The organism is Sporanaerobacter sp. (genome assembly GCF_047830725.1).
Taxonomy (GTDB): Bacteria; Bacillota; Clostridia; order Tissierellales; family Sporanaerobacteraceae; genus Sporanaerobacter.
The window spans coordinates 1,517,654-1,529,859 of the sequence record NZ_CP181252.1 but is presented as its reverse complement, the minus strand read 5'-3'; the positions used below and the strand labels follow the sequence as shown (position 1 = coordinate 1,529,859).

Annotated in this window: 18 protein-coding genes; 2 read left to right on the top strand and 16 right to left on the bottom strand. The window is 31.3% G+C overall.

Annotated elements, in window-relative coordinates; all coding sequences use genetic code 11:
* Positions 1–49: 49 nt before the first annotated feature.
* Both ACFWUA_RS07505 and ACFWUA_RS07500 read right to left on the bottom strand, forming a co-directional pair.
* Positions 50–1,708: an FAD-dependent oxidoreductase gene (locus ACFWUA_RS07505; protein ID WP_416197428.1), complete on the bottom strand. Its 1,659-nt coding sequence runs from the start codon at positions 1,706–1,708 to the stop codon at positions 50–52.
* Between the two features lie 102 nt (positions 1,709–1,810).
* The gene (locus ACFWUA_RS07500) at positions 1,811–2,086 is read right to left on the bottom strand and encodes an ArsR/SmtB family transcription factor (RefSeq protein ID WP_416197427.1); all 276 of its coding nucleotides are present in this window, start codon (positions 2,084–2,086) and stop codon (positions 1,811–1,813) included.
* Between the two features lie 162 nt (positions 2,087–2,248).
* On the opposite strand from ACFWUA_RS07500, the gene ACFWUA_RS07495 reads away from it, so the two are divergent.
* Complete coding sequence (locus tag ACFWUA_RS07495) at positions 2,249–2,446, top strand: small, acid-soluble spore protein, alpha/beta type (protein ID WP_416197426.1); 198 nt, start codon at positions 2,249–2,251, stop codon at positions 2,444–2,446.
* 25 nt (positions 2,447–2,471) lie between these two features.
* Here ACFWUA_RS07495 and ACFWUA_RS07490 read toward each other — a convergent pair whose 3' ends face one another.
* The 7 genes from ACFWUA_RS07490 to lysA all read right to left on the bottom strand — a co-directional run bounded on the left by ACFWUA_RS07490 (position 2,472) and on the right by lysA (position 7,128).
* Positions 2,472–3,044, bottom strand: a complete 573-nt coding sequence (locus ACFWUA_RS07490; RefSeq protein ID WP_416197425.1) for a manganese catalase family protein — start codon at positions 3,042–3,044, stop codon at positions 2,472–2,474.
* A 14-nt stretch (positions 3,045–3,058) separates the two neighbouring features.
* Positions 3,059–3,319: a spore coat protein CotJB gene (locus tag ACFWUA_RS07485; RefSeq protein WP_416197424.1), complete on the bottom strand. Its 261-nt coding sequence runs from the start codon at positions 3,317–3,319 to the stop codon at positions 3,059–3,061.
* A gap of 14 nt (positions 3,320–3,333) precedes the next feature.
* Positions 3,334–3,504 carry a spore coat associated protein CotJA gene (locus ACFWUA_RS07480; protein WP_416197423.1) on the bottom strand — a complete coding sequence of 57 codons (171 nt, stop codon included), beginning with the start codon at positions 3,502–3,504 and terminating at the stop codon, positions 3,334–3,336.
* A gap of 132 nt (positions 3,505–3,636) precedes the next feature.
* Positions 3,637–3,741: an OadG family protein gene (locus ACFWUA_RS07475; protein WP_416197422.1), complete on the bottom strand. Its 105-nt coding sequence runs from the start codon at positions 3,739–3,741 to the stop codon at positions 3,637–3,639.
* A gap of 10 nt (positions 3,742–3,751) precedes the next feature.
* Positions 3,752–4,864 (bottom strand): sodium ion-translocating decarboxylase subunit beta, encoded by a 1,113-nt coding sequence (locus ACFWUA_RS07470; protein WP_416197421.1) that lies wholly within the window; start codon positions 4,862–4,864, stop codon positions 3,752–3,754.
* A gap of 135 nt (positions 4,865–4,999) precedes the next feature.
* On the bottom strand, positions 5,000–5,836 hold the full coding sequence (gene dapF, locus ACFWUA_RS07465) for a diaminopimelate epimerase (RefSeq protein WP_416197420.1): 837 nt from the start codon (positions 5,834–5,836) through the stop codon (positions 5,000–5,002).
* A 29-nt stretch (positions 5,837–5,865) separates the two neighbouring features.
* Entirely contained in the window at positions 5,866–7,128 is a 1,263-nt protein-coding gene (gene lysA, locus ACFWUA_RS07460) for a diaminopimelate decarboxylase (RefSeq protein WP_416197419.1), read from the bottom strand.
* Positions 7,129–7,590: 462 nt separating this feature from the next.
* Here lysA and ACFWUA_RS07455 point away from each other — a divergent pair, with 462 nt between their 5' ends.
* Positions 7,591–7,818, top strand: coding sequence for a small, acid-soluble spore protein, alpha/beta type (locus ACFWUA_RS07455; protein WP_416197418.1), 228 nt, complete (start codon positions 7,591–7,593; stop codon positions 7,816–7,818).
* 50 nt (positions 7,819–7,868) lie between these two features.
* Here the strand turns inward: ACFWUA_RS07455 and ACFWUA_RS07450 are convergent, their stop codons facing one another.
* The 7 genes from ACFWUA_RS07450 to ACFWUA_RS07420 form a co-directional block, all read right to left on the bottom strand.
* On the bottom strand, positions 7,869–8,384 hold the full coding sequence (locus ACFWUA_RS07450) for a ferritin (RefSeq protein ID WP_416197417.1): 516 nt from the start codon (positions 8,382–8,384) through the stop codon (positions 7,869–7,871).
* 110 nt (positions 8,385–8,494) lie between these two features.
* A complete protein-coding gene (locus ACFWUA_RS07445) occupies positions 8,495–8,638 on the bottom strand; it encodes a hypothetical protein (RefSeq protein WP_416197416.1) in 144 nt (47 codons plus the stop codon).
* Between the two features lie 88 nt (positions 8,639–8,726).
* Positions 8,727–9,452, bottom strand: coding sequence for a L,D-transpeptidase family protein (locus tag ACFWUA_RS07440; protein WP_416197415.1), 726 nt, complete (start codon positions 9,450–9,452; stop codon positions 8,727–8,729).
* A 52-nt stretch (positions 9,453–9,504) separates the two neighbouring features.
* Positions 9,505–9,732: a thioredoxin family protein gene (locus ACFWUA_RS07435; RefSeq protein WP_416197414.1), complete on the bottom strand. Its 228-nt coding sequence runs from the start codon at positions 9,730–9,732 to the stop codon at positions 9,505–9,507.
* Positions 9,733–9,750: 18 nt separating this feature from the next.
* Positions 9,751–10,725: a permease gene (locus ACFWUA_RS07430; protein WP_416199187.1), complete on the bottom strand. Its 975-nt coding sequence runs from the start codon at positions 10,723–10,725 to the stop codon at positions 9,751–9,753.
* A gap of 51 nt (positions 10,726–10,776) precedes the next feature.
* On the bottom strand, positions 10,777–11,121 hold the full coding sequence (locus ACFWUA_RS07425; RefSeq protein ID WP_416197413.1) for an ArsR/SmtB family transcription factor: 345 nt from the start codon (positions 11,119–11,121) through the stop codon (positions 10,777–10,779).
* Between the two features lie 16 nt (positions 11,122–11,137).
* Complete coding sequence (locus ACFWUA_RS07420) at positions 11,138–12,070, bottom strand: CobW family GTP-binding protein (RefSeq protein WP_416197412.1); 933 nt, start codon at positions 12,068–12,070, stop codon at positions 11,138–11,140.
* Positions 12,071–12,206 lie beyond the last annotated feature (136 nt).

The window sequence follows — 12,206 nt, the reverse complement described above, 5'->3', positions numbered from 1 at the left end:
TTCCCCCTTTAGTTTTATAATTTCCTTTTCATAATTACCCAAAGATAATTTACATAAACAAATTTTTATAGGTTGTAAATCCTCCACAAAAATTCTTTACTTTAAAACCATTTTGTTTTAATATTCTAGCACCTATATATCCTCTAAGACCTATAGCACAATATACAATTATAGTTTTGTCTTTATCTAATTCATCCATTCTATCTCTCAATTCATCTAGTGGAATATTTATTGATCCCTCAATATATCCCATTTCTCTTTCAACTGCTTCTCTTACATCTAATATAATAATTTTTTCCCTATCTAAATCTTTCATTTCATTCCAAAGAATTGGTTCTACATCACCGTTCAATATATTTTCTGCTACAAATCCAGACATATTTACAGGATCTTTAGCTGATGAATATGGTGGTGCATAAGCTAGTTCCAATTCTTTTAAATCATAAATAGTTCCTCCAAAGCGAATAGCAGTAGCTAATACATCTATTCTCTTATCTACTCCATCATATCCAACTATTTGGGCACCCAATATTTTCCCTTTCAAGTCAAAAATAAGCTTTATTGTTAGAAGCAATGCTTGTGGATAATATCCTGCATGTGATTTTGCATGAATAAAAGAAATTAAATAATCTTCTTTATACTTCTTTCCCAATCTATTCAATGTCTTCTCATTGTTTCCTGTCGTTGCCACAGTCATATCAAATATTTTAGCTATACTGGTTCCTTGAGTACCATTATATTTTTCGTTTCTCCCCACTATATTATCAGCTACAATTCTTCCTTGTTTATTTGCTGGACCAGCCAAAGGAACCATAGTTTTATTTCCATTGACAAAATCCACCACTTCTATAGCATCTCCAATAGCATAAATATTTTTGTCAGAAGTTCTTAAATATTCATCAACTATTATCCCGCCTCTTTCGTTTACATCCAAACCAGCATCCTTTGCCAATTGACCATTTGGCCTTACGCCTATTGACAATATGACCAAATCTGCCTCAATACTAATCCCACTTTGCAAAACTACATATGTTTTGCCATCTTTGTATTCGAATTTTTTCACTCCATCACCTAAATGAAGTTTTCCACCCTTTGACCTAATATGTTCATGAACTATTTCTGCCATTTCAAAATCAAGAGGTGCCATAACTTGATTTAACATTTCTACTATAGAAACTTCAAGTCCAAGTGCATGTAAGTTTTCAGCCATTTCAAGACCTATAAATCCTCCACCAACTACTACAGCTTTTTTAGGACAATTCTTCTCAATATATCCTTTTATAGCATCTGTATCGGATATATTCCAAAGAGTAAAAATATTTGGTGCATCAATCCCGGAAATTGGTGGTTTTAGAGGTGTAGACCCTGGAGACAATACTAAAACATCATAGGATTCCCTATAAATATTTCCTGTATTCAAATCCTTTACTTCAACTTCTTTATCATCTCTATATATTTTGATTACTTCATTTTTTGTCCTTACATCAATATTAAATCTCTTTTTCATAGCTTCTGGCGTCTGCACCAATAGTGAATCCCTCGATTCAATAGTTCCACCAATATAATATGGAAGACCACAATTTGCAAAAGAAATATATTCACCTCTTTCAAACAATATTATTTTAGCATCTTCATCCAATCTTCTAAGTCTAGCTACAGTAGTAGCTCCACCAGCTACTCCACCAACTACTAAAACCTTTTTTGGCATTTCAGTTTCCTCCTTTTATCGTATAATTTAAATATGTAGATATTGCGATATACTGCATACAAGACAAATTGTTAAATATGTAACAAATTTAAACATAAAAAATTAAAATATTGCTTTTATTATTTTTTTCACATCTTCATTCACTACACTATAATAAATTTCAGTGCCTTCTCTTTTTCCTTCTATAATGCCAGATGCTCTCAATTTAGCTAGATGTTGAGAAACTGTTGATTGAGGAGCTTCTAAACAATTTTGCATTTCAGTTACATTTTTTTCTCCTTCAATCAATAATCTTCTAACTATACAAAGCCTTACTGGATGTGATATAGCTTTTAGTATTTCTGCTTTTTCTTCTAATAATTTTTTATCTGGATTCATTGCTTGCATCCTCTCTTTATCCTTATATTTATATAATACGATATATGAATATAAAAGTCAACAATAGTTCCTTTCAAAATAATTTTTTCTATTTTATTCCTAGTATTGTATCGAATATAATGCAAAAAATACATATAAGTCTAAAAAATAAGGAGTGATAAAATGAAGAAAATCGATCCCAATGCAAGAGTAGGACTTGAACAATTTAAAGCCGAAATGAGTAAGGAATTAGGTCTTGATATTACCCAAGACAAAACTATAGATAATACTAAAAATATTTTTTATGGAGGAAAAGTTGGAGGATTAATGACTAGAAAATTAGTAGAGATGGGAGAAGAAAATTTAACAGATAAGGAATAGCCCCAATTGGGGCTATTTTCTATTTTTAATAATATTTCTTTCTATTTATTTCTTCTTGAACAATTTGTAGTGTTTCTCCAAACCTTTGAAAATGAACTATTTCTCTTTGTCTTAAAAAACCTAAAGTTTCATTTACTCCTGGGTCGTCACTAACTCTAATCAAGTATTCATAGGTAGCTCTTGCCTTTTCTTCTGCTGCCATATCTTCGTGTAAATCTGCTATTGGATCTGCTTTGGATTGTATATATGCTGCAGTCCAAGCCTCTCCTGCTGCACTATGTGGAAAAGGACTTTTCCCATGATTTACATAATGAGTTTCAAAAGGAGTGCCTTGTATTGCTTCTTTTGGTGCATCTTTTACCAACTTCCACACTATAGTCCCAATAATTTCCCAATGGGCTAATTCTTCTGTGCCTATATCTGTCAATGTGGCTTTCCCTTCATTTGTAGGCATAGTCCACCTCTGTGTTAAATATCTAATCCCTGCTGATAATTCTCCATCAGGTCCTCCAAACTGTTCTATAATCATAGCAGCTAAAGTAGGATTGCATGTGTCAACTCTAACTGGATATTGAAGCTTTTTTTCATAAATCCACATATTATAACCTCCTTCTAGCAAAGGCTGAAATCAAATTCCCAAGGCCAAGGTTCATTGATATATGCCCAAGGAAATTGACTCATTTCATGATTTGTCAAAGGTCCATATTTCGCTTGATAAATAGATTCTAACTCCTTAAGTTTTTGAGAGTAGGTATTGTGTAGTCGAAGAGCCCTTTCATCAGTAGGATGAGTATTTAAATATAAGGCTGTCTCCTTTATTACAAAATCTACTTCCATGATTTCTCTTAATGAACATACTTGTTCTCTATCCATGCAAAACACCTCCATCAATATCTATTGCTATATTTATAAGGTCTATACAATTCAGGAAATAACGTTCCTCTTTTAAGAGCTTCTTCTTTAGAATATACTTGATTCATAAATTGAAATGGCACATAAGCTCTAGCTAAAGAACTATCTGAGCCTTCTAAATCTTCATATCTATAATTTCTGTTCATTTCTATTCCTCCTTCAATTCTTTGCACTACATAATACGTTAAAACTCTATTAAAAGTTCCTTTCAATTCCATAAAAAAACTCTAGTATTGAAGCTAGTTTTAACTAACCTCAACACTAGAGCCCTTTACATATTATTTTTCTGGAAAAAGTTTCACAAGAAGCTTAATAGCAAAATAAAAAATTATAAGTATAGTGAAAGTAGTTCCCATTCCATATAAAAGCATTTTAAGTCCCATATTATCCCTCCTAGGAAAGTAATGCTAATACTACACTTCCAGCAATAATAGAACCAATTTGACCAGCTACATTCGCACTAGCTGCCTGCATCAAAATAAAGTTACTTGGATCTTCTTCCTTCGCAAGTTTCTGTATAACTCTTGCCGACATTGGAAAAGCAGAAATTCCAGCAGCTCCTACCATAGGATTGTACTTGTTTTTAACAAATAAATTTAAAAACTTTGCAAACAGTACCCCACCTGCTGTATCAAATACAAATGCAAACAATCCCAAAGCCATAATCTTGGCTGTTTGAATGTTCAAAAAAGCTTCTGCACTCATAGTAGATCCTATGGTTATACCTAGTAAAAGTGTAACCAAATTTGCAAGCTCATTTTGTGCCGATTCAGAAAGTCTATCTAAAACTCCACTCTCTCTAATTAGATTCCCAAACATCAACAAACCTATCAAAGTAACACTTATAGGTGCAATTATTCCTGCAATGATTGTAACAATTATCGGAAACAATATTTTTACAGTTTTCGATACTTTCACTTCTTTATATTCCATTCTTATTTTTCTTTCATTTTTAGTAGTCAATAATTTTATAATGGCTGGTTGTATAATAGGAACTAATGACATATAAGAATATGCAGCTACAGAAATAGGTCCTAACAAGTGTTTCGCAAATCTTGAAGCAACAAATATCGAGGTTGGTCCATCAGCAGCACCTATTATTCCTATAGAAGCAGCTTCCTTTATATCAAAACCTAAAAGCAGTGCGAACAATATAGTCATAAATATACCAAATTGTGCAGCCGCACCAAAAAACAACATTGAAGGCATCTGCAAAAGTGGTGTAAAATCAATCATAGCTCCTACTGCTATAAATATAAGTGCTGGAAAAAGTTCATTTAAAATACCTGCATTTTTTAATATACCTAAAACTCCTTCATCACTTGCTATTCCTGGAACGCCAGGTATCACAGGAATATTAGCTAATATTGCACCAAATCCTATAGGCAACAAAAGCATAGGTTCATATTCTTTTTTAATAGCCAAATAAATAAGTACACCACCAATAAAATACATAATCACCTGTTGATATGTAAGACTTTTGATACCTAAAAGCAATTGCTCCAAAATAAACCCTCCTTTAACATTTTTTACTTAAAAATACGTTCCTTTAGCCATATAAATGACCCTTATTTAAACCTAGCGATCTAAACAAAGGTCATCCTACAAAATAAGTATACAATATTTATATTAAACAATCCACTATATATTAAAAAATTCCCCCGTGCAAATAATGTTTGCACCACCTCTCATATATATTTCAAAACCATTTTTTATCTCTACTTGAATAGAACCGCCTTCAGTCACTACATTTACCGCACTGTCTAGTTTTTCAATCATATATCCTATAACTACACTAGCACAAGAACCAGTACCACATCCTAGTGTCCTACCTGCTCCTCTTTCCCAAGTATAAATATTTATATTTCTTCTATCTTTTACTTCAACGAAATTTACATTTGTCTTTTTAGGAAACATGGGATGAACTTCAATTTTTCTACCCAATCCATTTACATCTATATTGTCAATACTATCTACAAATATAACTACATGAGGAACTCCTACAAGTACCGAAGAAAAGATCAAATCTCTTCCCTCAATATTTATTGTCTCCAATATAGCTTTTTCACGATTTATATCTACAGGTATCTTTTTACTTTCAAATATTGGATATCCCATATTTACTTTTACAGACAATACCTTGTTATTTTCATCAGTATCAAGAACTATATTCTTAATGCCCGCAAGAGTTTCTACTGCAAAATTCTTTGTTTCAACTAAACCCTTTTCATATACATATTTTGAAAAACATCTTATACCATTTCCACACATTTCTCCCAAAGAACCATCCGAATTGTAATAAATCATTTTTATATCTGCTACAGAACTATCTTTACAAATCATTATGCCATCAGCACCTACACTGAAATGCCTATCACATGCCTTCTTAGCCAAATTTGAATAATCATCAATATCATATACAAACCCATCAAATAAAACAAAGTCATTTCCTGCTGCTTCCATTTTAGTAAACTTCATATTTTCATCACTCCCAAAACAATATACATTTATATTTCATTTTTAAGTATATCATCATAGGTCTCTCTTTTCACTATCAATCTATCCTTCCCTTCCCTTAACATTACAACAGCTGGTTTTGGTATTCTATTGTAGTTACTTGCCATAGAATAATTATATGCTCCAGTAGATAATACGGCTAAAATATCACCCGTTTCAATTTGAGGAACATTTAAATCCCATATAAGGATATCTCCAGTCTCACAGCATTTTCCTGCAATTGTCACATTTTGTATAGGCTTTTTATCTATCTTATTTGCAATTACGCCTTCATATTTTGCCCCATATAACGCTGGTCTTGGGTTGTCAGGCATTCCGCCATCTATGCCAACATAAGTTCTCACTCCCGGAATTTCTTTTATCGAACCAATTGTATAAAGAGTTATTCCAGCTTCACCTACAATCCATCTCCCTGGTTCAATAATAAGCATTGGCCTTTCAAGTCCATATTTCTCACATCCATCTATTAACTCTTTCATCATAGCATCAGTATAATATGAAATAGGTTTTCTACATTCACCTTGCCCATAGCGAATTCCATATCCTCCACCTGCATTTATTTCTCTCGTAATAAATCCTAAATCCTCTTTCGCAGTTTTCGCAAGCTTTACAAGTATATTAATAGCCTTTACATGAGCAGTATTTTCATGAATTTGAGAACCTATATGAAAGTGAAAACCCTTAAGATCTACATACTGAGAATTCATCGCAGTATTTATGAATTTATAGATAATTTCTTTATCCAAAGGAATACCAAACTTTGAATCAATTTGACCTGTTTGTATATATCTATGAGTATGACTATTTATTCCAGGAGTTATCCTAAATAATATATTCATTTTTTTGTTATATTTTTCAGCTATTTCTTCAATTAATTTCAATTCTAAAAAATTATCGACTACTATTCTTCCTACTCCATTTTGCACAGCCATTTCTATTTCTTCTCTTGTTTTGTTGTTTCCATGAAATATTATTTTTTCCATTGGAAAATCCACCTGTATGGCAGTATACAATTCTCCTCCTGAAACCACATCCATTCCAAATCCTTCTCTTTTTATAATTCTAGCCATTTCCTTTGTTAAAAATGCTTTACTTGCATAAGCTACCATCGTATTTTTGAATTTTTGTATATAATCCTTCTTAATTTCTTTACATCTATCTACAATAAGATCTTCCGATACAACATACAGTGGAGTACCATATTTAGTAGCCAATTCTATAGTATCTACATTTGAAAATAAAAAATTAGTCATATAAGATCATCCTTCCTGACAATAAACCTCAATTTATTATATTCAAAATAAATTAAAGCAACATTCATGCCATTTAATATTCATCTAAAAATGGCAAAACAAATTAAATTGTCAGTAAATAATATATGTAATTTCCTATTTTCCGCACTATACCTACAATATATATGTTTTGAATTGGAATATAGACATTTTTATTAATTCATTTTCTCGGACACATTTCCTCTTTTCGGGAATTTTTGATATGCAAAACAACCCCTTCTATTTATTAAAAATAATTAATCTAAAATTTGGAATACTATTTTAAATAACATTTTTTGAAAAAAGATATTTATGGATGTATTAGAAATTTAAATTATGAAATGAAAAAATTACATGGTTTATAAGATATTTTTCTACACATAATACTACTACACCAAGTTAATTCATAATAATTTATAAAAATCATGAAAGGAGTTGAAAGAATTGGCTACTAACAATACTGGAAGTAATAAAATTTTAGTTCCAGGTGCACGTCAAGCATTGGATCAAATGAAAGTAGAAATTGCTAGTGAACTTGGTATGGCAAATTACGAAACAATGGATAAAGGTAATCTACCATCAAGACAAAATGGATATGTTGGTGGAAATATGACTAAGAGATTAGTAGAAATGGCTCAAAGGAATATGAGTGGTGGAGGAACAACTAGATAAATACATTTAAATACTAAAAAGGATAGGTCAAATCGACCTATCCTTTTTAACTAATTTGCAGTATCAACTGGTGGAGTAAACACTCTTTGTGCCAATTCTTGATCTAGCATATATAATCCATGAGAATCTTCTCCTATTCTTTCAAGTCTTTTTAGAACACTCTTCATACTATTCTCTTCTTCTACTTGTTCATCAACAAACCATTTCAATAAGCTAATTGTTGCATGTTCTTTCTCTTCCATTGCTATATCCATTAATTTATATATTCTAGCTGTAACACTTTTTTCGTGTTCAAGAGAAACTTTAAATACTTCCAATACAGATTCATAATCATTTTTAGGTTCTTCAATCCCTAAAATATTTACTCTTCCATCCATCTCATTTATATAATTGAAAAATTTCATAGCATGAAAAGTTTCTTCTTCGGCTTGAACTATAAAATAATTTGCAAAACCATCCAAATCTTCACTTGCACAATATGCTGCCATAGCTAAATACAAATTTGATGAATACATTTCATATTTAATTTGCTCATTTAACTCTTTAAGTAATTTTTCAGATAACATAAACTTTTTACCTCCCTAAATATTTCTCATTTTTTATATACCCTAATACATATAGATTAACCATGAAAAAAACTTCTACTCAAATTAAAGTAGAAGTTTTCCCATAAAATTTAGTTATGATGCATTTCTCTTATATAAAAGCCCTTGCCTCTCATCATGACCTTCCATAAAAGCTCATGAATTAAAGACTTAAACTGTAGTTCGTCCCTATATAGCAGTTGACCACGTCTAATTTCATATCTTTTACATACCATAAAACTCATCTCCTAATGCATGTAATAATATATATAAGTTAATATCCAACTAGACCATTATAAGAGAAACTATTGTTTTTGTAAAGAGTTAATCCATAAGAATTATCCCTAGTTTTTTATATGTATTCGAATCTATTCTATCAGTAATTGGAAGATTGTTGTCTTTCAAAAACTTTAATAGTGCATATTTAGTTCCATCTCCATAAACCCCATCTATGGAGCCTTCATAATATCCTCTTTGTTTCAATCTTTTTTGAACTTCTTGCACATCCGCTCCTCTGTCCCCAGGTTTAAGCACTCTAAAACCATAAGCAAAAGGTCCAAAATCGCCTTTGACCAAAGTAACTGTAGTATCATATTTAACTAATGAATAAAGTTCTTCTATATCACTATTTCTCATTCTGACGCAACCATGAGATGCATTATATCCTATAGAATTCGGCTTATCTGTACCATGAATTCCATATTTCCCCCAAGGTACATTAAGTCCCATCCATCTAGAGCCAAACCCACCACCCCATGCAGCTTTTTCAACGATCTTAAAAGTACCTAAAGGTGTGGGAGTATCAGCTTTTCCTGTAGCTACAACATATTGTTTAACAATTTCGTTTGTATCTAAATCTATTAAATAAAGTAGTTTTTTATCTACTTCAATAAGTATAGCTAAGTTTCTATCATCATGACTCTTATACACATCCTTATTGTCATAATCTATTCCTTTCCTAGTTAAATTTGTATGTATTGCATTTCCTACTACAACAACTATGATCACTAATACAAATGACAAAAGGATCAATTTTACCTTTCTAAACAACTAACCTCCCTCCTTTATGTTCTAATTATATGCGGGGAGTTTAGAATTAAAACTAAAACAATTTTTTTATTTCCTTTGTACTTGGGACCTTGCCTGCAAAAACAACTTTTCCATCAATTACAAGTGCAGGACTAGTCATAACTCCATAGCTCACTATTTCTTTTAAATCCTCTACTTTTTCTACAGTAGCATCAATACCAAGTTCCTCTACTGCCTTTTTTACGTTTTTTTCAAGTTTTTCGCATTTTGAACAGCCTACACCTAATATCTTAATTATCATTTTTATCCCTCCCATGGATTATAAAAATATATATGAAAATGCATTGAATCCATATCCTATAATCATTATACCTATTGTCACAATGGCTACAAATGTTGCTAACAATTTTGGCTTTATAACTTTGCTAAGCATAATCATAGAAGGTAAGGAAAGAGTTGTCACTGCCATCATAAAAGATAAAACTGTACCTATACCAACCCCTTTTGCAATCAAAGCTTCTGCTATTGGAATAGTGCCAAATATATCAGCATAAACAGGTACTCCGACAAGTGTAGCTATAAGAACAGAAAATGGATTGTTCTCTCCCAAAATTTTCTCTATAATACTCTGCGGAATCCAATTGTGAATTGTTGCTCCAATTCCTACTCCAATTAAAATATATGGCCAAACTCTACCAATTATATCCCTTACCTGATTTCTAGAAAAATCTACTCTATCTTTCCTAGTTAATTCATCTAGCTCTAACTCAGCGGATTCGACACTCCATACATAATCTTCAATATACTTTTCCATATTTAATTTTTGTATTATAGCTCCCCCTATAACTGCCAAAACCACTCCTACAACAACATAAGCTATGGCAATTTTGCCACCAAAAAAAGACATCAATAGCATAAGAGAAGCTAAATCCACCATAGGTGAAGATATTAAAAATGAAAATGTGACTCCTATAGGAAGGCCTGCTGATGTAAATCCTATAAAAATAGGTATACTTGAACAACTACAAAAAGGAGTTATAGTACCTAATAGTGCTCCTATTATATTCCCTTTTATTCCTCTAATTCTTCCAAGAATTTTCTTTGTCCTTTCAGGTGGAAAGTAACTTTGTATATAGGAAATTAAAAATATAAGCACTGACAACAATATGAAAATCTTTATTGTGTCATAGATGAAGAAATGTACACTTCCCCCAATTTTGCTCTCCATAGATAATCCAAATACATTTTCAACTAATTTCTCCACAAGTTCAAATAGCCATTTCATCTTAAGCATTTGATCATTTATCCAATTAAACACTACCAACAATCTCACCACCTATAGCTTTTATTTCTTATTAGCCAATTCTATATATTTTTCAGCAGCCTTGCTTTTTTCTAAATCTTTCTTCAAAATTGGATAATCCTCTACATTATCTACTATATTTTGAAGTATATTTTCAAACAATTCCCCTTCAATATTCAAAGAATAAAAGATATATTGTTCTTTTCTTTCATCTTTTACAAACCCCATATCTCTAAGTTTTGCAAGGTGTTTAGATACATTGGGTTGAGGTATGCCAGTTATTCCACACAATTGACACACGCAAAATTCTCTATGATATAAAAGTATCATTATTCTAAGTCTAGTTTCATCTGAAAGTATTTTAAAATAATTAAGTAGTTTATCCATGCAATCATCCCCTCATTTATCTTAATTTCATTTCTTTACCCACTACACTCTCCCAAGCATTAAATATAGGTCTTATTATTTGAGGTCCTATTTTCGATATAATCACCAATTGAGAAGTAGTTTCTTCTTTGTCAGTCAATTTATAATCTATTTTTTTATTTACTACATCCACTTGATTCCATCCATCTTCAAGTTTGAAAAAGCCCTTTATTCTATAACTATCTGCTTTTATAATATCTAAAAATCTTGTAAGTTCTTCTTTAGTCAGTTCACCTTCATAAGTTAAAGTCAAAGTCTTTGGCTTATTATCTGGGGTATTGGTTGTATCTTCCGAATCAATCCATCCTTTTTTTAGAAGATCTTTTTCTAAAAAATTGTAGTCCATTTTGCCATTTATAGCTGTTTGAATTTCCGCACTATCATTAATTTCTTTTATTTTCTCTATGATTTTCACCAATTTATCTTCATCTATTAAATCCACTTTGCTTATAACTACTAAATGACAAAATTTAAGTTGTCTTTCTACCGTCTCTATATCTTCTATTTGTTCTAAAAAGTTCAATCCATCTACTATACAAATTGCCCCACTGTAGTCGTATACATCACCCTTTGCAACTTCTACTGCCTCTAAAAATTCTCCTATATTTGACGGATCTGCAAGTCCAGAACTCTCTACAAAGACATAATCCATATCCCTATCTGCCATATCTACAAGAGCAGATACAAAGGAAAGTTGTAGGCAAGAACAAAATATAGAACCTCTATTTATTTCTATAAGCTCCATATCTTCTTTTTTGATTATAGTTCCATCTATACCTACTTTCCCAAACTCATTCATTATGACTCCTACCTTTTTCTCCGATAAATCATTTAATGTATTAGTCAAAAAAGTTGTCTTCCCTGATCCTAAAAAACCTGTAAGCAAATATAGTTTTGTTTTCTTTCCCATGTAAATTCCTCCTCGCTATATTATATGCTGATATTCCTATATGGTTATATGTTTATATGGATATAGTACTGCATTTTTTTTACTTTGTCAACAAAAAAACATCCTATATTTTCAATAGGATGTTTTTTGTTAGTAT